The sequence below is a fragment of the Mycolicibacter sp. MU0102 genome (assembly GCF_963378105.1).
Taxonomy (GTDB): Bacteria; Actinomycetota; Actinomycetes; order Mycobacteriales; family Mycobacteriaceae; genus Mycobacterium; species Mycobacterium holstebronense.
Genome location: NZ_OY726398.1, coordinates 3,394,549 through 3,420,015 on the forward strand (window position 1 = coordinate 3,394,549; position 25,467 = coordinate 3,420,015).

The 25,467-nt window shown below is 65.9% G+C and carries 34 protein-coding genes and 3 pseudogenes; 13 read left to right on the forward strand and 24 right to left on the reverse strand.

The annotated features are described in order from the left end of the window. Positions 1 to 12: 12 nt before the first annotated feature. Entirely contained in the window at positions 13 to 423 is a 411-nt protein-coding gene (locus RCP37_RS15985; RefSeq protein ID WP_373693195.1) for a hypothetical protein, read from the reverse strand. A 241-nt stretch (positions 424 to 664) separates the two neighbouring features. Between RCP37_RS15985 and RCP37_RS15990 the strand changes: the two genes are divergently transcribed. From RCP37_RS15990 to RCP37_RS16005, 4 genes are all read left to right on the forward strand, one after another. Next, positions 665 to 898 (forward strand): hypothetical protein, encoded by a 234-nt coding sequence (locus RCP37_RS15990; protein ID WP_109413498.1) that lies wholly within the window; start codon positions 665 to 667, stop codon positions 896 to 898. A 13-nt stretch (positions 899 to 911) separates the two neighbouring features. Then, positions 912 to 1,067 carry a DUF6131 family protein gene (locus RCP37_RS15995; protein ID WP_165607563.1) on the forward strand — a complete coding sequence of 52 codons (156 nt, stop codon included), beginning with the start codon at positions 912 to 914 and terminating at the stop codon, positions 1,065 to 1,067. Between the two features lie 101 nt (positions 1,068 to 1,168). Next, positions 1,169 to 2,125, forward strand: a complete 957-nt coding sequence (locus RCP37_RS16000) for an anti-sigma factor RsbA family regulatory protein (protein WP_308484009.1) — start codon at positions 1,169 to 1,171, stop codon at positions 2,123 to 2,125. After that, a complete protein-coding gene (locus RCP37_RS16005) occupies positions 2,125 to 2,952 on the forward strand; it encodes an MEDS domain-containing protein (protein WP_308484010.1) in 828 nt (275 codons plus the stop codon). Before RCP37_RS16000 ends, RCP37_RS16005 begins: the two co-directional genes overlap by 1 nt. Positions 2,953 to 3,167: 215 nt before the next feature. On the opposite strand, the gene RCP37_RS16010 is transcribed toward RCP37_RS16005, so the two are convergent. Both RCP37_RS16010 and RCP37_RS16015 read right to left on the reverse strand, forming a co-directional pair. Continuing rightward, the gene (locus tag RCP37_RS16010) at positions 3,168 to 3,440 is read right to left on the reverse strand and encodes a hypothetical protein (protein ID WP_308484011.1); all 273 of its coding nucleotides are present in this window, start codon (positions 3,438 to 3,440) and stop codon (positions 3,168 to 3,170) included. Positions 3,441 to 3,490: 50 nt separating this feature from the next. After that, positions 3,491 to 3,913, reverse strand: coding sequence for an Hsp20/alpha crystallin family protein (locus tag RCP37_RS16015; protein ID WP_308484012.1), 423 nt, complete (start codon positions 3,911 to 3,913; stop codon positions 3,491 to 3,493). Between the two features lie 134 nt (positions 3,914 to 4,047). On the opposite strand from RCP37_RS16015, the gene RCP37_RS16020 reads away from it, so the two are divergent. Together RCP37_RS16020 and RCP37_RS16025 are read left to right on the forward strand one after the other, a co-directional pair. After that, positions 4,048 to 4,434 carry a MerR family transcriptional regulator gene (locus RCP37_RS16020; protein ID WP_308487116.1) on the forward strand — a complete coding sequence of 129 codons (387 nt, stop codon included), beginning with the start codon at positions 4,048 to 4,050 and terminating at the stop codon, positions 4,432 to 4,434. After that, complete coding sequence (locus RCP37_RS16025) at positions 4,434 to 4,622, forward strand: Rv3202a family protein (RefSeq protein WP_373693037.1); 189 nt, start codon at positions 4,434 to 4,436, stop codon at positions 4,620 to 4,622. The genes RCP37_RS16020 and RCP37_RS16025 overlap by 1 nt, the downstream gene beginning before the upstream one ends. A gap of 16 nt (positions 4,623 to 4,638) precedes the next feature. Here the strand turns inward: RCP37_RS16025 and RCP37_RS16030 are convergent, their stop codons facing one another. The 5 genes from RCP37_RS16030 to RCP37_RS16050 all read right to left on the reverse strand — a co-directional run bounded on the left by RCP37_RS16030 (position 4,639) and on the right by RCP37_RS16050 (position 8,812). Next, on the reverse strand, positions 4,639 to 4,866 hold the full coding sequence (locus RCP37_RS16030) for a CDGSH iron-sulfur domain-containing protein (protein WP_308484014.1): 228 nt from the start codon (positions 4,864 to 4,866) through the stop codon (positions 4,639 to 4,641). Beyond that, entirely contained in the window at positions 4,863 to 5,558 is a 696-nt protein-coding gene (locus RCP37_RS16035; RefSeq protein WP_308484015.1) for a HemK2/MTQ2 family protein methyltransferase, read from the reverse strand. The genes RCP37_RS16030 and RCP37_RS16035 overlap by 4 nt, the downstream gene beginning before the upstream one ends. 6 nt (positions 5,559 to 5,564) lie before the next feature. After that, positions 5,565 to 7,385, reverse strand: a complete 1,821-nt coding sequence (locus RCP37_RS16040; RefSeq protein WP_308484016.1) for a thiamine pyrophosphate-requiring protein — start codon at positions 7,383 to 7,385, stop codon at positions 5,565 to 5,567. A 46-nt stretch (positions 7,386 to 7,431) separates the two neighbouring features. Beyond that, a complete protein-coding gene (locus RCP37_RS16045) occupies positions 7,432 to 8,115 on the reverse strand; it encodes a UdgX family uracil-DNA binding protein (RefSeq protein WP_308484017.1) in 684 nt (227 codons plus the stop codon). Between the two features lie 217 nt (positions 8,116 to 8,332). Then, positions 8,333 to 8,812: an MPT63 family protein gene (locus tag RCP37_RS16050; protein WP_065039076.1), complete on the reverse strand. Its 480-nt coding sequence runs from the start codon at positions 8,810 to 8,812 to the stop codon at positions 8,333 to 8,335. 301 nt (positions 8,813 to 9,113) lie between these two features. Between RCP37_RS16050 and RCP37_RS16055 the strand changes: the two genes are divergently transcribed. Together RCP37_RS16055 and RCP37_RS16060 are read left to right on the forward strand one after the other, a co-directional pair. Then, a complete protein-coding gene (locus RCP37_RS16055; protein ID WP_308487117.1) occupies positions 9,114 to 9,752 on the forward strand; it encodes a PAS and ANTAR domain-containing protein in 639 nt (212 codons plus the stop codon). Between the two features lie 99 nt (positions 9,753 to 9,851). Next, entirely contained in the window at positions 9,852 to 10,607 is a 756-nt protein-coding gene (locus RCP37_RS16060; RefSeq protein ID WP_308484018.1) for a sulfate transporter, read from the forward strand. On the opposite strand, the gene RCP37_RS16065 is transcribed toward RCP37_RS16060, so the two are convergent. The 3 genes from RCP37_RS16065 to RCP37_RS16075 all read right to left on the reverse strand — a co-directional run bounded on the left by RCP37_RS16065 (position 10,509) and on the right by RCP37_RS16075 (position 12,616). After that, positions 10,509 to 11,318 (reverse strand): GAF and ANTAR domain-containing protein, encoded by an 810-nt coding sequence (locus tag RCP37_RS16065; RefSeq protein ID WP_308484020.1) that lies wholly within the window; start codon positions 11,316 to 11,318, stop codon positions 10,509 to 10,511. The genes RCP37_RS16060 and RCP37_RS16065 overlap by 99 nt on opposite strands. Positions 11,319 to 11,474: 156 nt before the next feature. Beyond that, positions 11,475 to 11,612, reverse strand: coding sequence for a hypothetical protein (locus RCP37_RS16070; RefSeq protein ID WP_308484021.1), 138 nt, complete (start codon positions 11,610 to 11,612; stop codon positions 11,475 to 11,477). Beyond that, the gene (locus tag RCP37_RS16075) at positions 11,609 to 12,616 is read right to left on the reverse strand and encodes a glycosyltransferase (RefSeq protein ID WP_308484022.1); all 1,008 of its coding nucleotides are present in this window, start codon (positions 12,614 to 12,616) and stop codon (positions 11,609 to 11,611) included. The genes RCP37_RS16070 and RCP37_RS16075 overlap by 4 nt, the downstream gene beginning before the upstream one ends. 281 nt (positions 12,617 to 12,897) lie before the next feature. On the opposite strand from RCP37_RS16075, the gene RCP37_RS16080 reads away from it, so the two are divergent. Further along, the gene (locus RCP37_RS16080; protein WP_082980823.1) at positions 12,898 to 13,332 is read left to right on the forward strand and encodes an STAS domain-containing protein; all 435 of its coding nucleotides are present in this window, start codon (positions 12,898 to 12,900) and stop codon (positions 13,330 to 13,332) included. On the opposite strand, the pseudogene RCP37_RS16085 reads toward RCP37_RS16080, so the two are convergent. Together RCP37_RS16085 and RCP37_RS16090 are read right to left on the reverse strand one after the other, a co-directional pair. Next, positions 13,329 to 13,754, reverse strand: a pseudogene (locus RCP37_RS16085) (MFS transporter); the annotation flags it as partial. The gene RCP37_RS16080 and the pseudogene RCP37_RS16085 overlap by 4 nt on opposite strands. 120 nt (positions 13,755 to 13,874) lie before the next feature. Beyond that, on the reverse strand, positions 13,875 to 14,576 hold the full coding sequence (locus tag RCP37_RS16090) for a cutinase family protein (RefSeq protein WP_308484023.1): 702 nt from the start codon (positions 14,574 to 14,576) through the stop codon (positions 13,875 to 13,877). 274 nt (positions 14,577 to 14,850) lie between these two features. On the opposite strand from RCP37_RS16090, the gene RCP37_RS16095 reads away from it, so the two are divergent. Beyond that, entirely contained in the window at positions 14,851 to 15,792 is a 942-nt protein-coding gene (locus RCP37_RS16095) for an esterase family protein (protein ID WP_308484024.1), read from the forward strand. A 54-nt stretch (positions 15,793 to 15,846) separates the two neighbouring features. On the opposite strand, the gene RCP37_RS16100 is transcribed toward RCP37_RS16095, so the two are convergent. The 5 genes and pseudogenes from RCP37_RS16100 to RCP37_RS16120 form a co-directional block, all read right to left on the reverse strand. After that, positions 15,847 to 16,002 carry a hypothetical protein gene (locus tag RCP37_RS16100; protein WP_308484025.1) on the reverse strand — a complete coding sequence of 52 codons (156 nt, stop codon included), beginning with the start codon at positions 16,000 to 16,002 and terminating at the stop codon, positions 15,847 to 15,849. Further along, positions 15,999 to 16,562 carry a hemerythrin domain-containing protein gene (locus RCP37_RS16105; RefSeq protein ID WP_308484026.1) on the reverse strand — a complete coding sequence of 188 codons (564 nt, stop codon included), beginning with the start codon at positions 16,560 to 16,562 and terminating at the stop codon, positions 15,999 to 16,001. Before RCP37_RS16105 ends, RCP37_RS16100 begins: the two co-directional genes overlap by 4 nt. 41 nt (positions 16,563 to 16,603) lie before the next feature. Next, a pseudogene (locus tag RCP37_RS16110) lies at positions 16,604 to 18,065 on the reverse strand (aminotransferase class I/II-fold pyridoxal phosphate-dependent enzyme). A gap of 21 nt (positions 18,066 to 18,086) precedes the next feature. Then, positions 18,087 to 18,434, reverse strand: a complete 348-nt coding sequence (locus RCP37_RS16115) for a hypothetical protein (protein ID WP_308484027.1) — start codon at positions 18,432 to 18,434, stop codon at positions 18,087 to 18,089. Further along, complete coding sequence (locus tag RCP37_RS16120) at positions 18,434 to 19,003, reverse strand: type 1 glutamine amidotransferase domain-containing protein (protein WP_308484028.1); 570 nt, start codon at positions 19,001 to 19,003, stop codon at positions 18,434 to 18,436. Before RCP37_RS16120 ends, RCP37_RS16115 begins: the two co-directional genes overlap by 1 nt. A 112-nt stretch (positions 19,004 to 19,115) precedes the next feature. Here RCP37_RS16120 and RCP37_RS16125 point away from each other — a divergent pair, with 112 nt between their 5' ends. Both RCP37_RS16125 and RCP37_RS16130 read left to right on the forward strand, forming a co-directional pair. Next, entirely contained in the window at positions 19,116 to 20,147 is a 1,032-nt protein-coding gene (locus RCP37_RS16125) for a hypothetical protein (RefSeq protein WP_308484029.1), read from the forward strand. Beyond that, a complete protein-coding gene (locus tag RCP37_RS16130; RefSeq protein ID WP_308484030.1) occupies positions 20,144 to 20,428 on the forward strand; it encodes a hypothetical protein in 285 nt (94 codons plus the stop codon). Before RCP37_RS16125 ends, RCP37_RS16130 begins: the two co-directional genes overlap by 4 nt. On the opposite strand, the gene RCP37_RS16135 is transcribed toward RCP37_RS16130, so the two are convergent. From RCP37_RS16135 to RCP37_RS16155, 5 genes and pseudogenes are all read right to left on the reverse strand, one after another. Continuing rightward, positions 20,425 to 20,694 (reverse strand): hypothetical protein, encoded by a 270-nt coding sequence (locus RCP37_RS16135; protein WP_308484031.1) that lies wholly within the window; start codon positions 20,692 to 20,694, stop codon positions 20,425 to 20,427. The genes RCP37_RS16130 and RCP37_RS16135 overlap by 4 nt on opposite strands. Position 20,695: 1 nt before the next feature. Continuing rightward, the gene (locus RCP37_RS16140; RefSeq protein ID WP_308487118.1) at positions 20,696 to 22,186 is read right to left on the reverse strand and encodes a molybdopterin-dependent oxidoreductase; all 1,491 of its coding nucleotides are present in this window, start codon (positions 22,184 to 22,186) and stop codon (positions 20,696 to 20,698) included. Further along, on the reverse strand, positions 22,183 to 22,611 hold the full coding sequence (locus tag RCP37_RS16145; protein WP_308484032.1) for an oxidoreductase: 429 nt from the start codon (positions 22,609 to 22,611) through the stop codon (positions 22,183 to 22,185). The genes RCP37_RS16140 and RCP37_RS16145 overlap by 4 nt, the downstream gene beginning before the upstream one ends. 136 nt (positions 22,612 to 22,747) lie before the next feature. Further along, a pseudogene (locus tag RCP37_RS16150) lies at positions 22,748 to 23,113 on the reverse strand (DUF1360 domain-containing protein); the annotation flags it as partial. A 3-nt stretch (positions 23,114 to 23,116) separates the two neighbouring features. Beyond that, a complete protein-coding gene (locus RCP37_RS16155) occupies positions 23,117 to 23,569 on the reverse strand; it encodes a hemophore-related protein (protein ID WP_308484033.1) in 453 nt (150 codons plus the stop codon). A 161-nt stretch (positions 23,570 to 23,730) separates the two neighbouring features. Here RCP37_RS16155 and RCP37_RS16160 point away from each other — a divergent pair, with 161 nt between their 5' ends. Continuing rightward, positions 23,731 to 24,381, forward strand: coding sequence for a cutinase family protein (locus RCP37_RS16160; RefSeq protein ID WP_373693038.1), 651 nt, complete (start codon positions 23,731 to 23,733; stop codon positions 24,379 to 24,381). Here the strand turns inward: RCP37_RS16160 and RCP37_RS16165 are convergent. After that, a complete protein-coding gene (locus tag RCP37_RS16165; protein ID WP_308484034.1) occupies positions 24,344 to 25,456 on the reverse strand; it encodes an enolase C-terminal domain-like protein in 1,113 nt (370 codons plus the stop codon). The two genes, RCP37_RS16160 and RCP37_RS16165, sit on opposite strands and share 38 nt — an antisense overlap. Positions 25,457 to 25,467 lie beyond the last annotated feature (11 nt).

Below are 25,467 nucleotides of genomic sequence, written 5' to 3' on the forward strand. Positions count from 1 at the left end.
GCTGCCGGCCCCTCAGCGTTCGCGGCGCAGCACCGCAGCCAGCAAGCCCATCCCACCGACCATTGCCATCAGACCGGGCGCTGCGATCGGCGGCCCCATCGGAACGTTGTAGGACGCCATCTTCCAGCCGCCGGGCTTGCGAGCGACCCCGCGAGCGTGCAGGTACTCCCCCAGCAGGCCGTTAGCGGCGTACACCCCTGCGGTCAATGGCAGCCAGCGCTTGGCCCAGCGGCGGGAGAACACCCCTGCGACCCCGGCGACCACCACCGGCGGCGTGACCAGGACCGGGCTCCACATCCACTTGTTGCCGAAGCCGGCCTTGTAATGCTCGAGATAGATCTCGGCGGTCGTGACAATCGCCGCGAACGCCGTCAGCGCCGACAATGATCTTTCGAAGCGGCCGTGAGCGACGTTGCGGAGCATCCGGTCGACAATGTCACCGGCTTCACCGATCCACTCCGCGTGACTGCCCACCCGCACACCGGATTCGGCTGTCTCCAGCAACGTCATCTGCGCACCCCCGTTCGTTCGCCGATGTTCCACCGAATCCCCGCAGTACCCCGGCGCCGCGGCGGCCAAACATCGCCCGGCTCCCGTGAGGATTGCCAGGTTTCGAGCGCGTTCGAATGGGGAACTGATCGGGGTACAGATGAATGGAGGACGGATGCGATTCGGTGGATTGGCCGGGACTATTGTGCTGATCTGGCTGCTGATCGGCGTCTTTGCGGCATGGCAGCGCGACTATTTTCACGGCAGCCAAACGAGCTGTGCAACTGCCGGAACCATCGCTGTCACAACATTGGCGGGTCCGTTGAACTACCTCGGGTTCAACCCGGTTGTGTCCGATTGTCATTTACCGCAACCCTCTTCGTTGGGTGCGGTCGGTTTGATTGTCTGAGAAAGGATTGGCGATGATTGCCCTCGGAGTGGTCCTGCTTATTCTGGCGCTCATTTTCAAGATCAATATCCTCTGGACGATCGGCGTCATTCTGCTGGTCGTCGGTGCTGCCCTGTGGATTCTGGGCGCGGTCGGTCGTCCGGTCGCGGGTCGGCGTTACTGGTACTGATGCCAACCGCGGGATAGCGCAAACAGTCGGATCGTGCCTCGCACAGTTGGGGTTGGCGTAGCTGTGCGGCCGATTCGCGTTGGATGACAGGGGCACTCTCGATGACTGTCGCCGCCGGCGCTGATCGCGGCTCCTTCAGTCATATCGCGCTGTTCTACCGCTCACCGCAGGAATATCTCGACTACCTGGTGCCGTATATCGCCGACGCGGTGGCCGCCGAATTTCCGATCTTGGTGGCGGTGCCAGAACCAAACCTCTCGCTGCTCCGCAATGCCCTTCCTGCGGGCGCACCCAAGACGGCGAGCCTGTCCGATATGAGCCAGGTCGGACGCAACCCGACTCATATTCTGGGCGGTGTACTGGGGGCTTTCGCGGCCCGACACCCGTCGGGTCCGGTACGGATGGTGGCCGAGCCGGTCTGGAGCGGCCGGTCAAAGCTGGAATATCCGGCCTGCGTGCAGCATGAGGCTCTGGTCAACGAGGCGTTCACCGGACGAGATCTCACCATGCTTTGTCCTTACGATGCAACGCATCTGGACTCCGACATTCTCGTCGATGCCGAGATCACCCACCCGAGCCTCGGGCATTCCGGCCACCCGGAGCAACCCAGCTCCGGCTTCGCTCCCGACGCCGCGTGGGAGCGCTACAACGAACCACTGCCGGGCAGTGCTACCGCCGCAAACTACACCTTGCACCGACTGTCCGATCTGGCCGGGGCGCGCCAGTTCTCCGCCAAGTACGCCCGGTGGTTCGGTTTCGCTGCCGCCGAGGTCGCGGATCTGCAGTTGATCGTCAACGAGCTGGCATCCAACAGCCTGCAGCATGGCCGGGGCCCGTGCACTTTGCTGCTGTGGGCGGAGAGCGACCAATTGATCTGTCAGGTACGCGATTCCGGCCTCCTGACCGATCGGCTGGCCGGGCGGCGGCCCCTTATCAGCGACTACGACCACGGATGCGGACTGTTCGTGGTCAACGCGACAGCGGACCTGGTACGCATCCACACCGCGGCGAGCGGAACCACGGTGCAGGCGCATCTGCGGATGAGGAAGTCGGCGTGATGAGGGCGTATCGAGCAGATCGGTCCGGCGAATTCGGCCACGTCGGTTGGGAATACCAAGATCCCGGGGAGTTCCTGCTCCGTGCGGCGGAGTACGTCGCGGATGGATTGAACCTCGACCAACGCGTCGGCTATGTCGGCGCGGACGATCCCGCCACGATGCGGGCAGCCTTGGCCGCGGCCGGCCTCGGAAAGGACGCCCGCGAGGTACACGTTAAGACCGTGCCGGAGCACTTCTTGTTCCAAGGCGAGGTCGTCGACGCCGAGCGTATGACCGAGCGCTATGCGGCGGCTGCGGTCGCTGCGGTCGCCGACGGCTACAGCGGATTACGAATCGTCATCGATGTCACGCCGGTAGTGCGCACACCCGCACAGCGCGACGCGCAGGCGGCTCTGGAATTCCTCGGTGACCGGCGAATCTCCACCCTGCCGGTCGCGGTGATGTGCGGCTACAACGTCGCCGAGCTCGGCGACGCCGCGGCCGGGTTGTTGTGCCTGCACCCGGCGGCCGGACCCAGTTCGGTACCGTTTCAGCTGTATGCCCAGCCCGCCGGGCGCAATGCCATCGCCCTAGCCGGCACGCTCGACGCCGCCAGCGAGCCGTTGTTCCTGACCACCCTGCAGCGGGTCCTGCCACTCTTGTCGCACGACACCCTCGAGATCGACGCGCGGGAACTGGAATTCGTCGGTCACCGGCAACTCTGCCTGCTCGACCGCTACTGCGCCGCCCACGGCAGAACGGCCCTACTGCGCAGCGATCGCGCAGTCGTGCACCGGCTGGTCAATTTACTGGGCTTCGCCAACGTCCGCCTCGAGACGACGGTGTGACGGCTGCTGTTCGGATTCGGTCAGGGCGGCGGGGCCCGCTGCCGCGGAGAGCACTGCGGCAGCGTGACCCCGTCAGCCCATACGGTGATATCACGCGCGGCTAAGCGTATTTCGCTGCCACATCGGTGGCGATGCGCACGCAGTCCCCGGTCTGCGTCGAACGCTCACAATGGTCGAATAGCTGCGAGCGACACACGACTCACCGCCCGGCGGCGTCACGGAGGGGACCGCTGCGTCGGCCACACCCTCCTGGTACGCCGCCGCGTGGCCGACCGGTGTCGGCGCCCAGACGGCAGCGACACGTCGCGCCGTCCACTAGGGAGGCCGCACAGGACGAGCTTCGGGGGACGAGGCCGGGCGACGGGCATGTCGGTGGAGACCGCGGTCCAATACCCGGGCACTGCGGCGGTCAACAGGCGCAGCCATTCGGCGCGCACAATGCTCTCCGCCTCGTCGAGCACCTCCGCGGTCAAAGTGTCGGTGGTCATCGCGCACACCTCCTTCACCGGTTAGCAGGCCGCCGCCCGGCCTCTTGCAATCAGGCGTTAATGGCCCGTTCGCCGTGGCTACTGGCGATCTTGATCCGCCGGGGCTTCGCCTTCTCGGCGACCGGGATTGTCAGCCTCAGCACGCCGTCTTGATAGCTGGCCTGGATCTGGCCGGCATCCAGATTGTCACCGAGGAACAGCTGGCGGCTGAACACACCGCGTGGCCGTTCCGCGGACACCATCTCGCGGCTTTGATCCAGACCCGGGCGTTCGGCGTGCACCGTCAGCACATTGCGTTCGACATCGAGATCCAGGGAATCCTCTGCCACCCCGGGCAGGTCGAACTCGACGATGAACTGGTCGCCGTCGCGCCAAGCATCCATCGGCATGACCGCCGGCCGCGCCGCGGTGCCCAACACCTGCTGGGTCCAGCGGTCGAGATCACGGAACGGGTCGGTACGCATCAACATCATCTCCACCTCCTCTGTCTGCGGCAGATCATCTATGTCTGCCGACATAGATTTTTATATAGCACCGGTGGTAGGTTCATGCAAGGGGTGTACGAGAAAATTTCGACGAGTGGAAGCGACGCGCGGTGGACGACGAGATGAATGCCCGATCCGGGCTTGGGGTATACGGCATCTCGGTGGCAGCTGAGTTGTCCGGTATCGGTCCGCAGACCTTGCGGCTCTACGAGAGCCGCGGCCTGCTCACCCCGGCGCGCACCGCGGGCGGCACACGCCGCTACAGCGATGACGATCTTGCGCGGCTTCGACGGATCACAGAGCTGGTAGAGATCGGCATCAACGTGGCAGGTATCGGACAGATCCTCGGCCTGGAAGCACGTAACGCCCGATTGGAGTCCGACAACAGCCGACTGGAATCCGACAACACCCAGCTGAGGTCGGACAACTCCCAACTGAGAACGGACTATGCGCTGCTCGCCACCCAACGCGCCGACCCGGCCCGAACGCGGAAACGAAAGGGGTCATGATGACCAACCCTGATGTTCCAGAGGCAGATCTCGCCGAACAGCAGATCCCCGCCGACGGGAGCGACGACGACGGGCTCGATCCCGCCGTTCTGGAGAATGCCGACGACACCGATGCCAATCCGGCCGATCTCATTGATCAGGCCATCAGTGTTCCACTGCCCGACGACGACTACGACGCCGACCGATGAGCCAACCGCCCGGTAGTTACTCGGCTTTGACACCGTCTGCATCGGTACGACGGCGTGATGTTTTCCGGCAACGGTGACTGGTGTCGCACAGTGGATAGTTGCGGCTGCGCCCACATGCGCAGACAGCCACCATGAAGCGATCGGATTCGACGACGCCCTCGGGCGTCTCGATCCGGACCGGACCCGCGATCAGAACCGGGCCGTTGCGGACCGGTTGTACCACTCTTTTCTCCGGCGTCGTCATAGCTTGTCCGCCCGGATCACCACCAGTTGTTCCACGCGGCAACCGTGCGACACCCGGCCCGTGGATTCCAGCCAGCTCGCGTGCGCCGAGAGCACCGGCCCGAACGGAATATTCCTGACTGCGTCAATCTCGGCTGACAATCCCGAGTCCCGCAACATCTCCAGTGAATGCGTGACGTCGGCGAGGGCGGACTGCACCAGCAGCAGGGAACCGCCGCGGCGCAACAGCGCCGCCGCCGACCGGCAGAGCGGATCCAACACAACCCGCCCGTCCACGCCACCGTTCCACGACCGTTCCGGGCCGCCCGCTGACGGAATGGGTCCGCCGTCACGCGGCGACGGCACATAGGGCGGGTTGGTCACCACGAGGTCGAAAGGGGCGCAACGCAACGCGTCACTCCATGGCCCCCGCCGCACCGCCACGTTTACGCCGGCGGCACGCGCGTTATCCCGAGCACACCGAACGGCACGCGAGCAGATATCGAACGCGGTGACACTGTCCGCGCCCAGCTCCGCCGCCGCGATGGCCGCCACCCCACTGCCGGTGCACAGGTCCAACACCCTGGCCCGGCGGGCCAGCCCAGTGCTTTCCATGGTCTCAATGAGAAGATGCGAATCCTCTTGCGGCACATAGACACCATCTAGATTCGGCGGCCGACGCCGCAGGGCTCCGGGCACCCCCAACGTAGTCATCGACGATTACCCGCCGTTCTTGCTGCGGATATCGCGCACCGACTGCTTGGCCGATTCGGTGAACTCGTGCATCTTCTGCTTCGCACCCTTGGTGACCACGCTTACTCGGTCGGGATCCTTGATGATCGCTTTGGCGGTGTTCTTGGCGATCATCTTCTCGATGTGCGGCGGCACCGGCGGTATGTCGGGGTCCACCACGACTTCCAGCACCACCGGCCCGGGCGCAGAGAGCGCTTGATCCCAGGCCTGCCCGATCGTGTCCGGGCTGTCACATCGAATTCCGGTCAGTCCCAGAAGTTTGGCGAACTCGGCATAAGGCACATCCGGGATCATCTGCGAGTCTTCGAACTTGGGCTCACCGCCCATCGCCCGCTGCTCCCAGGTCACCTGATTGAGGTCCTGGTTGTTGAAGACGCAGAAGATCAGCGGACCATCGGACAACCGGTCCAGATAGCGCTTCACAGTGATCATCTCGGCCATCCCATTCATCTGGAACACGCCATCGCCCACGACGGCGATCACCGGCCGGTCCGGGTGAGCGAGCTTGGCGCTGATCGCATAGGGGGTCCCGGGACCCATGGTCGCGAGATTCCCAGCCAGCGAGGCCGCCATGCCGCGCCGCAGCCGCAAATGCCGCGCCCACCAGTTGGCGACCGACCCCGCGTCGGTGGTGACGACGGCGTTGTCAGGCAGGCGCTTGGAGAGCTCGTGGACCACCAGTTCGGGATTGAGCGGGTTGGCCTTGTCGTGCGCCCGGTCGTCGAGAACCCGCCACCAGGTCTCCACTTCGCTTTCGATCTTGCGACGCCAGGACCGATCCTCCTTGCGGTTCAGCAACGGAATCAGTTCGGCCAGAGTGTCTTTGGAGTCGCCGATTAGGTTGGCCTGTACCGGGTAGCGCACCCCGATCATCCGGCCATCGTGGTTGATCTCCACCCCGCGGGCCTGCCCTTCCTTGGGCAACCACTCGGCGTAGGGAAAGCTGGTCCCGATCATCAGCAAGGTGTCGGCACCCGACATCATGGCCTCGCTGGCCGTGGAGCCCAGCAGACCGATCGGCCCGGTCACATACGGCAGTTCATCAGGGAGCGCGGCGCGCCCCAACGACGTCTTGGCGACACCGGCGCCCAGCAGGTCGGCGGCCTCCACCACTTCGTCGGCGGCATCAGCAGCTCCCGCACCCACCAGGATCGCCACCTTCTCACCCTCGTTGAGGATCTCGGCGGCTTTGCGCAGCTCGTTCTGCGGCGGGATCATTCGCGATTTGGTCCACCCGACACTGCTGAAGACGGCCCCATGCTGGCGCGGTGGCGAGGGGACCGCCTCCTCCTCGGCAACGTCCTCGGGAAGGATGATGGTTGCCACAGTTCGATTGGTCAGCGCCACCTTGCAGGCCCGGTCCACCAGGTGGCGTGCCTGTACCGGCGCCATGCAGGTCTGGACGAAGTCCGACGAGACGTCTTTGTAGAGCGAGTTCGGGTCGATCTCCTGCTGGAAGGCCGCGCCCAGCGACATCCGCTTCTGCTGACCGATGATCGCAACCACCGGTTGGTGGTCAAGTTTGGCATCGTAGAGACCGTTCAGCAGGTGTATCGCTCCGCCGCCGGATGTGGCCAGGCAACATCCGAGTTCCCCGGTGAATTTGGCGTGGCCAGTGGCCATGAAGGCCGCCATCTCTTCATGGCGCGGCTGGATGAGTTCTGGGTCTCCGCCGGCGCGGTCCAGGGCGCCGACCATCGAAAGAATGCCGTCACCGGGGTAACCGAAGATCCGGTGCACCCCCCACTGACGGAGCCTATCGAGGATGAAGTCCGCGGTTTTCGGCATTGATTGCTCCCTTCAACAGGCACACGGTTACCCGCCACCGGCTTTGTCAAACGGTGGAGTGCACCAGCGGTGCACCACCTCCGGTCACGGCGTTACGGGCCTTCCGCAGGTCGTCGACGAATGCTTCGTAGGCCTGCGCACGCTGGTCGCTGCGGTCACGCAGCACCGCCGAAGGATGAACGGTGGCCAGGACCCTCGGCCGGCCGTTGGACCCCGCTAGGCCAGGCAGGCACAGCAGCTCACCGCGCCCGGTGGAGATACGGAACGAGGGCCCGAGCAGCGACTGCGCGGCCGTGGCGCCCAGGCAGATCACCACTTCCGGCCGCACCGAGTCGATCTCGGCGATCAGCCACGGCCGGCACGCCACCACCTCGGTGCGGCCTGGCTTCTGGTGGATCCGGCGTTTGCCCTCGCGGCGGGTGAACTTGAAATGCTTGACCGCGTTTGTGACATACGCCTGCGCCGGATCGATGCCGGCGTCGCGCACCGCACGGTCCAACAACCGCCCGGCCGGGCCCACAAACGGGTGGCCCTCAAGATCCTCGTGATCCCCGGGTTGCTCACCGACCAGCATCAGCGGCGCACCCCGCCGCCCCTCGCCGAACACGGTCTGTGTCGCGTCCCGGTACAGGGTGCAACCTCGGCACTGCGCAGCCGCCTCACGCAGGGCTCCCAGCGTCCGCCGCTCCGGTAGGTAGCGCTGCGCCCCAGGCTCTTTCGCCGATGCCATGACACTTACGCCGCCAACTCGCGCGAAGTCGCCCGGATCTCCGGGCGAGCCAGTTCCGTGGGACGAAACTTCTCCCCCCACAACGAGCAATTCAGGGACGTCATGAGTCAGACATACCCGTCGTGGCCGTGGCTAACCGTGGCTACCGGCAGGGCCGGTGGGCAAGCCAAGCGAAACTGGGCCCGATCCGAAGATCGGGCCCAGCTCAACGCCGGCGTCAGGCCTTGCTGGTCCAGACCAGTACGTCCTGGACACCGTCGTTGTATACGACTCCATCCGGCGCCGGACCGGTGACATCGAAGTAGATCTTGCCGTTCGCCGCAGCGCCCTGCGCGATCGGTCCGGGATTGATACCGCCCGGAGTGGGCACCGTGTTGATCACCCGGTAGGTGTCGCTGTTCGCCGCTCTCGCGTTGAAGTCGGCGACCACCGGGGTCACCGTGCCCCGGTCGGCACGAGCCGTCACGTCGGCTTGATACAGCTTGCCGTGAGGCTGGTACCCGGGAATGGTGACGTTGGCGGGCCCCAGGTTGCTGACTGTGTAGGACGTGGCCATCGCACCGTCATTGAGCTGTTCGGGCGTGCCGAACGGTTGGATCGCCGGCTCGGCCGTGGCGGTGGTCGCGGAGAAAACACTCAGCGCGGCAATTCCGGCCGCGCCGGCGGCGGTCTTGGCCGCAGTCTTGGAGAGCTTCACTTCTGACTCCTTCCATCGAGTCGATATTTCGTGGCGGTCCGCTTTGCTGGAACACACCTGTCACAGCGCTTACCCGGCTCGTCCGACGGGGAAACACAGTGGTAGTTGCGCAGCGCGACGAAATTGTGGATAGTTACGTCGCTCGGGCGTTCAGGAGGCAGCGCCAGTCTGGATCGTCCGTGCGTTCATTCCTGCGATTCCAGGCTGCGGTTTGCCCCGCCGGCCATTGGAATCAGCTCATACTGTTGGGGTACGAGAAGGCGGGTATGCGGTGGTCGGGGATGTCAACGCTTCGTTCGCGATGCCAATGGGCGACGACTCTGAGGTCCAGAGTGATCTCGATCTGGTAGTCGGCCACGGTGAGCCGCAGCGGGTCGGCCGGTTCCGTTACTGGCTCGGCGAGCAGCGCTGGGAGTGGTCGGATACGGTAGCCCGCATGCACGGCTACGAGCCGGGCACGGTGACACCGAGCACCGAGTTGCTGCTGCAGCACAAGCATCCCGAGGACCGCGCGCAAGTGGCTGAGGTGCTGGAACGCGTGGTGGAGGGCGAGCCCTTCAGCAGCCGGCACCGGATCATCGACACCGGCGGGCAAGAGCACTGGGTGATCGTGGTCGGCGACCGCATGCTCGACGACGCCGGCACGGTGACCGGCACGGCCGGCTTCTATGTCGACGTCACCAATGTGCTGCAGGCCGATGTCAGCGCCGCGGTCTCCGAGGTCGCCGAGTCCCGTGCGGTGATCGAGCAGGCCAAGGGCGTGCTGATGGTGGCCTACGGCATCTCCGCCGAACGCGCGTTCGACATCCTGGTGTGGCGCTCGCAGGAGACCAACGTCAAAGTGCGAGACCTGGCAGCTCGCTTCCTGGCCGCTTTCACCGGCAAGCTGCCGTCTGAGGTGCTCTCCGATCTGGACCACACCCTGTTGACTGTGAGCTGAAATTGCGACGGCACGACAGGTGAACTTGTCGCCACGGGCGGGTAATTAGCCCCTCAGTGGTGTACGAGTGCGATGACGGACTGCAGACCGGGTGCGGCCATGACTAGGGCGCCAGGTCAACTCACTGTGTCGGCAAGTGACGTGGGCGGGGTGTGCCTGCTGACCGCTGTCGGAACCCTGGACAGCAGCAACTACCTCCAACTGCGCGACAGCGTGATCAAGGCAGCGCTCACCGAACCGCCCGCGGTGCTGGTTGACGTCGGCGAACTGCACGTCCCGGCGCTCTCAGCGTGGGCCGTGTTCACCAGCGCCCGTTGGCATGTGAGGGTCTGGCCCGATATCCCAATCCTGTTGGTCTGCGACCGCCTCGAAACAATGGCGCGGCTCGCCGAAACCGGCGTGACGCGCTACGTCCCGGCACACCCGGACCTTGAGACTGCGTTGGGCTCGGTGCCACGCTCCAACCGCACCCGCTGCAGGGCCAGCACAGAATTGCCACGCCGCTTGAGCAGCCTGCGCCGCGCCCGTGACTTCGTCGCGGAATGGCTGGCTAGCTGGTCGCAGGATCAGTTGATACCAACGACCAAGGTGATCGTGGACGTGCTGGTGGAGAATGTATTGCGCCACACAGAAAGCTCACCGACGGTGCTGCTGGAAAGCGCCGGCTCCACGGTCACCATCGCGGTCCAAGACGCAGAGGCCGCCCCGGCGGTGCTCCACGAAGCGACTGACGGCTTCCCGGCCCGGGCCTCGGGCCTAGCGGTTGTCTGCGCGCTGAGTCGCGCATGGGGCAGTATCCCCACCCCTCGCGGCAAGACCGTCTGGGCGGCGATCAGGGCGGAAAGCCGACCTTAACGCGCTGCCTAGCTCCTCCGTGCCTGCGCGACCCACCAGTTGCTGTGCCACCTCAGCCAGCGGCGTGTTGGAGGTCTGCGATAGTCGCTTGAGCAGCTCGAAGGCTTGTAACGCGTCGATGTCGAACCGCTCCATGAGCATGCCCTTGGCCTGGCCGATAACGTCACGGGAGGCCAGCGCGCTGCGGAACTGTTCGTCGCGGCGAACCATATGCCAAGCCAGGGCGGCGTGGGTAGCCAAAACCAAACCCAACTCCACCGAGTCGTCGTCGAAAACGTTCGCGGACTGGGAGTAGAAGTTCAGGGCACCTGTGGTGCCGTCACCGGTGAATATTTCGAATGCCAGAACGGAACGGATCGGAGTCGTGGCTGCGACCTCCCGGCAATACAACTGCCAGCGCTCCTCGCTGCAGATGTCATCCAGGCGAATGACGTGATGCTTCCATGCCGCGGCCAGACAGGGCCCCTCCCGCTGCCGGCGCTGGATGTCGTCCAGCACCGCCGGGTACCGGTCAGTCGCGGCCAGAGTTCGCACCTCGCCACCCGATGTCGTGAGCGTGACACCAGCGTGTTGCGCACAAGACATGTGCCCCAACAGATTCGCCACCAGTTCATCGAGCGCACCGTCGGCGTCGACACGTGCTCGCTGATTCAACGTCTGCACCAGCTCCGCCACGTCGCGCATCATGTCACTGCGGCTCGCCACCGCCATGTCTCGGCTCCGCCCAGGTCCCCCGTTAGATGCCACCATATTCCTCCGATCATCCGGCGGCGACAAGCACTTCAGCGTCGCGGAAGGTAAACCGTGTTCCAGAACCAAGGGTTAGCCAAATAACGCTCAGGCCCTACATATTTGGCGCGCCGGCCATCACCCAGAGCCCGAGACCCGAGCAGCCATCCGGACCGTGGATACGGCCATGACGTTGACGGCTTCGCACATGCCGGCGTCGACTCCGCCCAGCGCTGCCAGCCGGCTGGCATGTTCGGAAATCATTGCGACCTTCACGGCAGTACTCCCCCGCTACTCCTGGCGCTGCATTGCGCTTCGATGACCTGGTCCCACTGACGCAGGAATCGGTCGAGTCCAAAGTGCTCCATGGCGTAATTACGGGCCGCCTTGCCGACCACCTCGGCCAGATAGCGGTCGGCGACCAGACCGCTGAGCGCAGTCCGCAAGGTGTCGAGGTCCGCGCTGACGACGCCCGCCTCGGGGGGCACCACGATCGGGGCCATCGTGGCGGCCACCGACACCACCGGCATTCCCAGGAACATGGCTTCCAGCAGCGACAGGCCCAGCGACGTCCAGCGCGCGGTGTGCAGGTAGACCCGCCGGTGCGCCAGTTCCTTCATCAACTGGTCGGTGCGCAGGTCGCCATGGCCGACGACGCCTGCGCACCGATGCGCCGGATCGTTGAGATCTTCGGTGCCGATCCCCCAAACGTCGACCGGCACCGATTGCCCCAACGCGCCCAGCAGGTCCGCGCCGACGGTGCGCCACCGCCGCAGCGGCTCGTTGATCAGGGCTCCGGCGGCCGCGATGTCCCCGGTGTACAGATGGCCTGGGTCGGCGATGCCATGATCGATCACCATGGTCGGCGCCCGGCCGTTGTCCCACATCAGCTGGTTGAACGCGGTGACGTGGATCAGCGGGATGTCGCCGCGATCCGCGATCGGGTGCAGGCTCTCCACCACGAACGGCCGCGGGGTGTTGTGCTCGACGTACACCGCGGGAACATCGATTCCGGGCCGCCGGCCCAGCAGGCGTGCGGTGAGCTCAAGCTCGTGTGGTCGCTGCAGTACCACCAGGTCGATGTCGTGTTCACGCAGTTCGGCCAGGGGAATTTCTTGCGCATGGGGCCAGTCGCGACCGCACAAACCGCGACCGTCGGGATCATGCGGAACGTTGACCGGAATGAGGTAGCGGTGTTCGCCGGCGACGAAGGAGTCCATCCACGACCCGTGCACATGCCAGACGAGCAGCGAACGCTGGGTGGTCTGCGGAAATGCCATAATCGGTTGTTACCCGCGACACCGACGCCTAAACGTGGAAATGGTCCCCGAAGCGGTTTGCTGCAAGGCCATTCGGAGGCGATCAAAATAGGTACCGTTACCGAATCGTTGCAGTGCGCCGAAGACCGGCGTAGGTTCGTTAGCAGGTTGAGTTCACAGCCACCCGGAAAGACGCGTCACCCACGCTAGCCAGGGAGGCTTCCTCCCTGCATCTCATCCGTGAAGGTGTAACTCGCATCGACGCGATCCACAGTACGAGTTTCGACTGATGGAGTAATTCAATGCCCGCTTTGAAAGCCGCCGGATCGGTGTTCCCGGCGAACCGAATACATTCCCTTCCCCCGTCCGATACCTGGGCGAGCCGCACCGCCCGTTCCGTCACCCGCTGGGGACGCTCCGGCGCGGTGATCAGCGTGGGCGGCGAACTCGACGCCTCCAATGCCGGCCAGTTGGCCGACTACGTGCAACGATGCGCGAGCTACTGCGAGTGGTTGGTACTGGACCTCAATGATCTGGAATTTATTGGCACCGCTGGCTTTTCAGCCCTGAAGACCATCACCGACCGATGCGCCGACGCCATGGTCTACTGCACGACGGTGCCCGGCGTCGCCGTGTCACGACTGCTGCGGATCTGCGACCCGGGCAACGCCGTGCCGACGATGTCGTCGGTGGCCGACGCGCTGGCCGGCGTGCAGGGGTTTCGGCACGTCCGCTAACCCTCACGTCCCGCGGCGAGTTCGCGTGCACGTGCTTCGCTCTCTACCGCCGACCCCGAGCCGGGTAACCGCCTGCCAGCGACCTCGGGGGTGAATACCAGCGCGAGCGCACCGATGGCCCCGGCTACGACCAAAAGGTAGGTCGGGGTCATCGGATTGCAGGTGGCCGAGACCAATGTCTCGGCTATCAACGGTGTGGTACCTCCGAACACCCAGACCGACAGGTTGAAGCCGATCCCAGCGCTCCGTAGCGCACCGGGGCGGGAAACAGTGCGGGCAGGGTCGCCGGCAAGGTCGCATCGAAGCACAGCAGCATCAGCCCGATCAACAGAACTCCGGCGCATGCCGCCGGATAGTTGCGGGCGGCGCGTATCAGACCGAACGGCCGAAACCGAAAAGGCCAGCAACATAGCGCATCCCGTACCACGCCACGAAGTTGTCGACGGCGGTTCCGTGGATGGAGCGGCGGACCTGGTCAGGATCGGTGACCCGGATCCGCTCGCCGCCACCGTCGGCGGCGATGTCTGCGCCCGACCAGCGGACTATCCCACGCGGCCCTGGAGCTGGCGGGCGGCGAAGTCGGCCCCCTGTTGGACCATCGTTGCGTCGTCGCCGGCGTAGCTGTCGTGCGCCGCGAAGTTCATGCCGTCGGAGCACACCGCGTCCTCGACGGCGCACACCTGCAGGGTCTTGGCCTGGTACAGGGGTCCGATCGCGATCGTGGGCTCTTTGAGGAAGTTCATCGCCCGTTCATTGGGCATAGCGAACAACACGACCGCGGCGACATGTTCGGCGACGTCGGGGTCCAGCGGCTTGGGAACTATCGCCGGATCGACCCCGTCGGGCACCTGAGCCGACGTGACGAAACCCATCACCGCCGCGCCCTGGGAGTAGCCGCCCAGCACCATCTTGGTTCTGGGACAGCTGGTCGCCCGGGAGACGACGTGAGCACCCGCGTCCCGAATGCCGTCGACGCCGGTGTCCCAGTGGTCGTTGGCCGGGTAATTGACCGCGTAAACGGTTGGGCTTGTTCCCAGGCGTGCGTTCAGCGCATTGAGGAACGCTTGACCGGTCGGGCCCACGCCCGGCGGCTCACCGGTTCCCCGCGCGAAGACAACCTCGGTGTCGGGGCACGGCGCAGCCCTAGCGGTGGGAGCGCCGGAAGCCAGAAGCATCGCGGTACCGGCTACCGATACCGCGATTGTCAGCGGGCCAATGGAATCGAGGATGGTACGCGCGGACATGTCGGTGTAGGTGCCCACCGCGCACTCGACTCAAACCGCTTGCGCGGAATTTTTTATCGCGGCAGTGCTTTGACGAACACTCTGGACAACGGTGCCCCACTTTGTTAAGACAAGTAGGTCAGATATCTGTCTTCAGACTGCAGGGCAGCCATCCGCGGATTTTCGCAATGCCGACGGGTGGACCCAAAGCCTTCGGGACCTGTGTCGATCTCTCCCCTCTCGCACACCCGGCCGACGGGCCTTGGCGCTCGGGTCTGCGCGAAAGGGGAGAACGATGTGGAACAACGCAACGCACCGGCCGCGCCGGGTCAGCGCGGTCGCAGCGGCGGCAGCGTTGCTGCCGGCATTGATCGGCCTGGGCGCATCGGCCCCGCCCGCCGGCGCCGCCGGGCCCGAATTCCTGTCGGTGCCCTCGCCGAGCATGGGCCACAACATCACCGTTGAATTCCAGGGCGGCGGCGCGCCGGCCGTTTACCTATTGGACGGCTTGCGGGCTCGCGACGATCGCAGCGGCTGGGACATCGAGACGCCGGCGTTCAGTGAGTACGCCGGTTCCGGGATGTCGGTGGTGGCACCGGTTGGTGGGCGTTCCAGCTTCTACACCGACTGGTATGGGTCGGCCAATGGGCAGACCTACAAATGGGAGACGTTTCTGACCAGTGAGCTGCCGAACTTCCTTGCCGGGAAAGGCGTGCGCTCCACCCGCAACGCGGTGGTGGGCATCTCCATGTCCGGGTCGTCTGCACTGATCCTAGCGGCCTACCACCCGCAGCAATTCGCCTATGCGGCCTCACTTTCGGCGCTGCTGACCCCGTCCAGCGGCAACGGACCCACGTTGATCGGGATGGCGATGGGCGACGAGGGTGGGTTCAACCCCCAGGACATGTGGGGACCGTCGGGCAGCGCGGGATGGCAGCGCGACGACCCGACCGTCCAAGCCGGGCGCCTGGCCGGCAACGGCACTCGACTGTGGATCTACAGCGGCAACGGCACTCCGTCTGAGATCGGCGAGGGCAGCCTGCCCGGCCAGGTGATCGAGCAGGTCGTCATGCAGAGCAACGTCGCCTTCCGCGACGCCTACACCGGGGCGGGTGGTCACAACGCGACGTTCAACATCGACGCTGCAGGGGTGCACAGCTGGGGCTACTGGAACGCCCAACTGGTGGCCATGAAGGCGGATATGCAGGGCACGCTGGGCGCGGGGGGCCGCGTCTGACAGGCGGTTCTGAATGAGGAAGTTGAACACCAAACGGTGACGCCACGCAAGCGATCAATACCAGTAGCGTCTACCGCCGACCGGCCGCCCCACTGCCCCCAACAGCCAGAACACCGCACCGACGACCAGTAGGACGATCCCGACCGCCCACAGGACGTAGACGTTGAAAACCAGACCCAGGATCAGCAGCAGCAACCCGAGGCCGATCATGAGTCATACCCCAGGATCGCGTCCCGTGCCCGGTCCATCATCGAGGCAAAGGGCCCGACCAACGCATTGGCCAGTGCACCCTCCACCCCGGCGTGCGGCCTGGTCGGGGCGATCGCCTCGGCGAGCGTGACCGCGCGCTCCAACAGCTTCAGTTCGGATTCGCTGAGTTCGTCACGCAGCTGGGCGAATTCGTCACGTTCTTCGTGGCCGGCATGTTCGAGGACGTCGTCGCGAAGTTCCCGGAGCTTTTCGGTGAAGAACTCCGAATCGACATTGACGTTCTCCAGCTCGCCCAGGACCTCTTTGGCCTTCTTCTCCTCGGCCAGCCGTGCGTCAATCATCGCGCGGCCGTTGTCGAGCTCGTGGGCAGCCCGCGGATGCACGATCTCCTCTTCTGCCGTCTCGTGAACGGCCAGCAGCCTGCGCAGCCGGACGAACGACTCGTCGCGCTCGCCGCCAGCGGCCAGCAGCGTCTCGTCAAACAGCGTTTTGATGCGCTGGTGCTGTTCGGTGAGGAAATCGACCACGTCTGTCCGGCTGTGCAATGTCGTCTGTGCCATGGCTATGGGCTACCCCGACGCAGTTGGGGCAAAACCCGCGCCTAGGCCACCACTCGGATCTGCTCGAGTGACGAGTCGGCGGCGTCGGGCAACGCCATCCCGGCGGCCAGCCCGGACCGCAGATAGTCAATGACGGCGGTGTCGAGGCGCTCGCCGGGCACCACTGCCGGCACGCCCGGCGGATACGGCGTGATCTGCTCTGCAGCGATACGTCCGGAAGCCCGCTCTGCGTCGATCATCTCGGTAGGGCCGAAGAATGCATCCCGGGGCAACTGCACGGTCTCCAGCTGCAGTTCCTGCGGCGAGGGCAAACGGATCTCGGGCGGTCGCTGGAAGGACGTTGCGGCGTCACGCCACCCTCGCAGCGCGTCCAGCAGCCGGTCAGCCGTGCCGGGGTCATCGGCGAAGGACATGGTGATCAGGATGCGCCGGTGATCGGCCAACCCCACGTCGAGGCAGCGCTGCTCGCGGAGCCAGTCCCTGGCCTGATAGCCCGACGTCCCGGTCCCCGACACATCGACCAGCACCTGCAGCCGGTCCAGATCGTGGGAGGCCTCCGCACCGAGCAACGCATGCTCGAGCACTTCGACCTCCGGAATCTCATCGATGCGCCCGCGCACATCGCGCGCCAGTTTCAGTGCGGCGTCCAGCAGTTCATGCCCGTGGTACACCATCTGGCGGCGCCAGCCGTCCAGCGCTGCGTAGATCGGCACGCTGGGGCTGGTGGTCATCAACAGATCGGCGCACGCCGTCAGTCGCTCCCGGTCGATGAGGTCGCCCTGGATGTGGTAAACCGAGCCCTGCTCGAATCCCGCTCCCATCTTGTGCACGCTGACCACGCAGACATCGGCGCCGGCGTCCATCGCCCAGGTCGGCAGGTCTTCATGGAAGGGCAGGTGCGCACCCCACGCCTCGTCGACGATCAGCGGCTTGCCGCGTTCATGGCAGATTTCGGCGATGGCGGCCAGGTCCGCGCAGGTGCCGTACGGCGACGGGCTGACCACCAGCGCGCCCGCTGCGTCGGGGTTCTCCTCCCACGCACCGGCAACCCGTTCGGGTGACGGCGGATGGCACAGATGCCGTTCGGCGTCCCAGCGCGGAACGATCCAGCGCGGTCGGATGCCGGAGAAGATCAGTCCACCCACCACGGACTTGTGGCTGTCGCGGGGCAGCAGCAGTCCGCCGTCCGCACCGCCGGCCACCGCCATCATCGCGGCACGAACGGAAAGCGAACTGCCACAGGTGGAGAAGAATGCCGACGAGGCACCGACGGCGTCGGCCATCAGCTGCTCGGCGTCGGTCAGGAACTTCCCGCGTGCTTCCCAGTCATCCAAGCCACCGCGGGGCGCGCACATCGGCGCGGAACAGATCGGCCCCCAACACCTCGAGGACTGATGTGTCTGCGCCACGTCCCCGGCGGTGTCCGGGCGGGCTGAACCCGTACCGGTTCTGGCGTTGGTAATCGGCCAGGGCTTCCAGCACAGGTGCTCGGCGCTGATCCATATCGACGAGCCGCCTGTCTCTTTAGCGCCGAAAGGCGATCACCAGCGCCAACAGATCGACCCCCAGCAGCGCCCAACCCGCCAGCGGGACCAGGAATCCACGCCGGCGCCCCGCTGTGAAGAACGAGACAAGGATGGTCAATGCGGCGATGGCCGGCGCACCGTAATAGAGCATTCCGAAGACCACTCCACTGGGCCCGAGGTCGGGGCACTCGGCGGTGCTGCAGGCGGCGGTGCTCATCACTGCACCCGTCGCCACCACCATCACCAGGGCGGCGCCGGCGGCGGTCAGCAGAGCAGCGGCCCAGTTGACCCAGAGTCGGGCGCGGCGGTTGTCGGTCTCGACCGGTACCGGCATCGGCTCTGCCATCACAACGTCGCCCCGCGTGCCGCGAACTCTTCCACGAGCGCATTGCAGAAGGCCGGGAGGTCGTCGGGTTTACGGCTCGACAACAGGATCGATGGCCCGCAGTCGCAGCGCACCAACTCCTCGTCGACCCAATCGCCGCCCGCGTTGACGATATCGGTACGCAAGCTCGGCCACGACGTAATCCGCCGTCCCGCAACGACTCCGGCTTCGACCAATGTCCACGGGCCATGGCAGATGACGGCGACCGGTTTACCGACGTCGAAGAACTCCCGCACAAAGGACACCGCGCGCTCATCGGTGCGCAACTGGTCGGGGTTGGCCACCCCGCCGGGCAGCACCAGCGCATCGAAGTCATCCCCCGACACATCCTTGACCTGGCGGTCCACGTCGAATTTGTCGGCACGGTCCAGATGGTTGAAGGCCTGAACCTGGCCATCGGCGGTGGACACCAGCGTCGGACGCGCACCGGCCTCGGTGACCGCGCGCCACGGTTCGGTCAGCTCGACCTGTTCGACACCCTCCGGCGCCACCAGAAACGCGACCCGTCGTCCTTCCAGCGATCCGGACATGACCTCTCCTTTCTGTGCTGCGGTCAGCTCCTCGATAGCGACCCGCATACCTGACCGCCCGATCCCACAAACGAAGCGTGTAGCCGTGCACCTGCGGGGGTACCCCGCCGTCATGAATTTGAGGGCCGGGTTCGGGGCGACAGCCCTCGGTTTGCTGGCCAGTGTCGGCTGCTCGGCGCCGGTCTCGCGGAGCACACCGGAAGCCGTATCGGTACCGGTGCGAATGCCGCTGCACTCCCCCGTATGGTCGTATGCCACCGGGGCGCTGCTCGCGCTGACCGACGACGGGCGATTGGCGGCGATCGATCACCCGGCCCGCCCCGACACGGTGGCCACCCGGCTGTCGGAGCCACTGGGCGCCGGGCGCAATGTTCAGATCAGCCGCGCCGATGAGCGGATCGTGTTCGTGCCGCAGCCGGCGCGCGACCGAGTAGCAGCGGTCGAGTTGAGCGGCCTGCGGCAACTCGGTGACGTCGATGCCGGGCCGGCGCCGACCACGCTGGCCGAAGACTCGGGGATGCGGGTGCTGCTCGCGTTGTCCGCCGACGGCGCGACGGTCACCCCGGTCGAGGAGTTCGGCCTGCGGAAACTGCCCGGCGCTCAAGTGTCCGCCGGCCCCACCGGTGCCATCGACGGCGCCAACCGCGGGCGCACCATCGAATACCACGTCTACGGGCCGGGTGGGCTGTCGCATTACAAGGGCTCATCGTCACCGCCGGAGCAACGCGGTCACTACGACGCAAGAGTTTTCGTGGCGGCGGGCGACGGAACCGCGGGAGACCGGGTCTATCTGGCCGACGCTCGCGGCGACACGCTCTACGCCGTCGAGTCCGCGCGCGGCGGGCACGGTTTGCAGGTCGTCGGCAGCTCGTCGGTCTCCTCGCCGATCCGCTACCTGGGCTCCGACGACACCCGCGTGTACGCCGGCACCGATACCGGCGTGACCGTCTTCGAGTCGGCGACTTTCACCGGCTATCCACACGCCAGCATTCCGGTGCTGGGTGTCCTTGACTACCGGGCCGGTCTACCGTCCGGGCCGGCCCGGTCCGCCCCCTTGTCCGGCATGGCGATCGGCCCCGACCGGATATACCTGACCCTGCGGGGCCAGCCGATCGTGGTCAGCGTCGCCAAACCGCGGCTATGAGGATCAGCATCGACGACGATATTGCGGTGCTCACCGAGCAGCTGCGCGCGCTACGGGATCTCGGTCGGCGCAGCGAAGTCGACGAGGAACAGGTCTACGACCTGAGCATCCGGTGGGGTACTGCGCTGGCCGGGCGGCTGCGCCGACTGGTGTACTACCACGACCGTGGTCTGCTCGACGACGACGCCGAGCGCCGCTTTGCCGCGATCTGCGACGAGATGCGCGACGTGGCGGATCTAGTCAAGCGATTCGATCTCGCCGGCCCCGACCTTCCTGACTAATTAGCCAGGAATTCCTTGTATCGCAGCCGGATCGCGGTTCGTGGCTGCGGGCACGAGGGATTACGGCAGGTCAGTGCGACGAGATAGGCGTCGTCGTCTTCATCGAGGAACAAGAACCCCAGGTACAGCGCCTGCCCCACCGTGAAATCGGTTCCACCGCAGGCCGCGCAGTATCCGCCGCGCACCGTGACCAGGTCCGACACCCGACGGCTGGCGACCTGGCTCAGATCGATCAGTTCCGGGCGCGCATCGACGGTTGCGGTCACGTCAGATCTCTCCGTCCATGCCGTAGTAGACGTTGTCCTCGCGCCAGCCACCCCGGCCCTTTCCGATGTGGGCGTAGTCGTCGACGAACTCGATCTGGTTGATCCACTTGGCCATTTTGAAACCGACCTGCGTCTCGGCGCGAAGCCGCAGGGGCGCCCCGTGTTTGATGGGCAGTGGCTGGCCATTCATCGCATAGGCCAACAGCATCTGCGGTTTATGGGCCAGCTTGAGATCGAGTACCTCGTAGAACTGCCCCCCGCCTTCCGAGCTCGGCTCGTCGGTGCTGTTGTCCTGCATGCTCATAAAGCAGACGTAGCGGGCCTGCGGCAGCGGCTTCACCAGGTCCACCAGGGTTCCCAGCGGGACGCCGGTCCACTCGCCGATCGACGTCCAGCCCTGCACGCAGTTGTGCAGTACCCGCTGAGTCTGTGGCTCGGCCAGCGCCCGCACCCCGGCCAGGTCCAGCGTCGTCGGTTGTTCCACCAGCCCGCCGACCCGCAGGTGCCAATCGACGAAGTTATGCACCGCCATCACCTTGTAGTACTCGGCGGTCGGCGGCTTGCCATTGACACGGTGCTCGGTCGACAGCATGCGCACCGGGTAGTTCTGCCGAGAGTCCAACCGGCGCAGCAGACCTTTGCGCGGCACGCTGATCAGCGCGCCGAGTACCCGCCGCACCGAGGAGGGGCTGCGCTGGCTCCACACGGTGGCCGCAATGTGGACCGCGACGATAGCCGCGATGATGAGCAATGACAGCCCGGTCGCCCAGTAAGCGTTGCGGACCGACCCGAAGATCATCAACGCCGTGAGCCGGCCCCACCCCCAGAAGAAGACCATCGCCAGGTGGATCCCGATGAACACCACGAACGCGACCAGGCCGAGGAAGTGCAGGCTGCGGGCAGCCTGTCGGCCGCCGAACATCCGCACATACCAGGGGAACCGGGCCTCGATCGCCGGTGACTGCGCGGCCCCGGTGAGGATCTGGAATGGTGCCAGCCCGAAGATCACCGCGGCGTAGGTCAGCTTCTGAATGGCGTCCAGCGGTTCGCCCGGCAGCAGCGGGGGCAGGTTGAAGCTGGCGTAGGTGACGATATCGTTCCAGGCGTCGGTGAAGATCGACCAGGAGTACGGCCAGTACCGGTGCCATTGTCCGGTCACGAAAAGCAGTACGTAGTAAGACAATCCGACGAGAATCCAGCCGATGACGGCGGCGAAGTGCCAATGCCGGCCCATGCCCAGTGCTTTGTGTCCAGGCAGCGCGATCAGCGGAGAGTAGTCCTCCTCCTCATCCAGGGTGTCGTAGAGCTTGTTGGTGGGCATCACCTTGCGGGTGAAGCGAGCCCACTCCGTTCCGGGTGCACTGTCTGCGTGCCAGTACAGCTTGGGATGGGTGGAGAGGATCTCGAAGCCGCTGCGCAGCAACAGGGTTAGGAATAAGACGTTGAGCCAGTGGTCGATCCGCAGCCAAGCTGGATAGTCGAGCAACATCAGTCATACCAGCCCCTGCGCTGCCCGAATGCCACATTGACCCCGGTCAGCACCGTCAGATGCAGCACCAAGAAGGCCGCCGCGCAGGCCAGCGCCAGGTTTCCCGGGGCCAGGTCCCATCTCCCGGTCAGCGCCGACAGGCCCGGCAGACTCACCATCCGGCTGATCGGATAGCCGATCAGGAAAGCCGTGCTCAGGATGCCGCCCGCCACCCACCCCGCGGCCGGCACAATATCGTCGACGTCGACCCAGGTGATGCCGGCGGCGACCACACAGCCGATGATCATCGCGGCGCAGTACACCGCGAAATAGCCGGGACGGTGCGCTGCGGTCGCCAGCATGTAGGCATGCATGCCCGCCAAGCCCAGCAGTGCGGCGTCCGCCGCCAGGGTCACTGTCCGCGGCAAGTTGAACGCGATGCTCGTCATTGGGGTGCGTGGGCCGGCCACGGGCGGTCAACCGGCACTGCGGTGTCGCGAGGTCGGCGGTCGCATCGAAGTGCGCGGGTTAGACGCCGCGGTATCCGCATCGGTCGTGGATGCGCATATCCAGACAAAACGGTCATGTCAACAGCTCCCCCAGGCTGTGACACAGCGCGCTGGAGCGCCTGGTCTCCTCCATCACCTCGGCGGGGCCGCCGGTACCCGCGTAGTGGGCAAAGGGCGCGCGCAGCGGGCTGGTCACCGCGTCCTTGGCCAATGTTCTGGACAGCTTGTGGGTCCCGAGAGTCACCGTCAGCAAGTCTGCGGTCGCCCAGCCCTGGCGGCAGGCGGCGCCCGGCGGCCACGGTTACCACCGCGACCAACCCGCCGTAGACCAGCAGCACCATCGCGTACCCCCCAGCGGGCGCGGGTTGTCGCCGCGGTATGCGTCGGCTTCCCGCTTGGCCGCGTCCACGATGGTGCTGCCGGCCCCGGGCGATTGAGCCATCACTCAGTACTTGTCACAGGTCTTGGCGATGGGTCCGACCATGTTGACGAAGGGCGCTGCCTCCGGCACCCCCTGCGCCTGCTCGAGCATCTGCTCACGCTGCGGCGCCGGCGAGGCCAGGAAGTTCTGCAGGAACGACTGCGCCATAGGCGTGGCGTTGAATTGTGCTGCCGTGTCCGGCGATTGCGCGTTCATTGCCGCTACGACCTGCGAGTAACTGCAAGTCGTGTTCACCGCGGGGTTCTGCGACCATTGGCCCGGTTGCACCGGCTGCCCCGGTTGGGCAGGCTGCCCGGGTTGGGCCGGTTGTCCGGGTTGAGCAGGTTGGGCCGGCTGGCCCGGTTGAGCTGGCTGGGTCGGCGGGGCCGGTACGGCGTTTGCCAGTCCGGTGCCGCTCGCCAACGCCAGCGCCATGCCGCCGGCCGCGGCAAGCCTGGTCAAAGACGTTGTGATCATGGACTTCTCCCCTTCAATCCTTCAATTCATGTTTGTCACATGTTCCGTCGACGACGGCACCGAACTAGGCTTGCCGTTTTCGCCCGCGCTAAACCACGGTTTGCCCGCCGGTTGTAGTGGGTATCGGACGAAGTGCTGTGATTACTCGGATCCTCACCGCGGTGACCCTGTCTGGGTGGACGCTGCTGTGTTCGCCCGCCGGCGGCGACGCGGGCGCCACCGGCTGCCCCGACGTTCAGGTGGTATTCGCCCGCGGCACCGGCGAGGCGCCCGGCGTCGGATGGATCGGACAGCAGTTCATCGACGCACTACGGTGGCGCACCTGGGGTCGCAACGTGGACGTCTACCCGGTGAACTTTCCGGCAGTACCCGAATTCGGCCCGTCCGCCGCCGGTGTCACCGATGCGGCCGGCCACATCCGCGATATGGCAGCCGGATGTCCGAGCACCCAGATGGTCCTCGGCGGATACTCCCGCGGCGCCGCGCTGATGGGGTATGTCACCGAGCCGACGGCCGGCGGGCTCGGGGCGGCGCTACCGCCCGAGGCGGCCGGGCACGTCGCCGCCGTGGCGCTGCTGGGGAAGCCGTCGGCGGCGTTCCTGAACTCCATCGGCGCGCCGCCGGTGACGGTCGGGCCGGGCTATGCAGCCAAGACGATCGACCTGTGCGCGCCCGGCGATCCGGTCTGCTCGGTGGGCGGCGACGGCGCCGCGCACGCCGCGTACGCGGCAAACGGCATGACCGCGCAAGCGGCGGACTTCGCCGTCGAACACCTCAGGCCACCCGAAAGTGTTCCAGGTCAGTCGCTTTGACCGTCAACCCGTGACCGGCACAGCTGCGGTCGGGACGCAGCACGCCGCCCGGTTGCGGGAGCAGAACACCGTCGAAGGCCATGTGCTCGATCCGCACATGATCGTGGAAATACTCCAGATGACGCAGATGCCACAGTGCGGTACCGACGTGCGCGCTGATCTGCGGCGCACAGTGCAATGACAGATCCAAACCCCGGGCATCGCACAACGCACCCACTTTGAGCACTCCGGTGATGCCCAAGCAGCGGGTGACGTCGGCCTGCAGACAGTCGACGGCACCAGCATCGAGCATGCGCTGGTAATAGGGAACGTCATAGCCGTATTCCCCAGCGGCGATATCCATGCCCGCCGGGCTGCGGTCGCGCAGCAGGCGCAAGCCTTCGAGGTCGTCGGAGCTGACTGGTTCCTCGAACCAGCTCACCTGCTGCTCAGCGAAGCGCCCAGCCCAGCCCAGCGCCTGCTTGCGCTGGTAGGCGCCGTTGGCGTCGACGAACAACTCGGTGTGAGTGCCGATCGCGCGGCGGGCCGCCGCCACACGTGCGGCATCGACGGCGGGGTCTCGGCCGACTTTCATCTTGACCCGGCCGATGCCCTCCTCGACCCATCCGCCGAGCTGGCGGCACAAGCTGTTGTCGTCATACGAGGTGAAGCCCCCGCTGCCGTAGATCGGGGCGACCTCGTGCACCGCTCCCAACGCGACCGCCAACGGTTCGTCGAGCAGCCGGGCCCGCAGGTCCCATATCGCGACGTCGACGGCGGCGATCGCCTCGGCCACCACTCCGGGCCGGCCCAGGTTACGCACCGCATGCACCATGTCGGCCCAGCGTGCCGGCGGCACCGTGGCGTCGCCACCGGTGACGACTTCGGTCAGCTCGTCACGCACCACCGTGGCCGCCGCGGTGCCGGCGTAGGTGTAGCCGGTGCCGATATGTCCGGCGGCGTGCACCCTTACCAGCACTATCGTGGCGGAATCCCACATTGCGGTGCCGTCGGATTCCGGCGAATCCGTGGGAATCGAGTAGGCGGCGACCTCGACCGAGTCGACGGGGACCGGCATGCCGCAGGGCAGGCTCATGGATCGGTGAC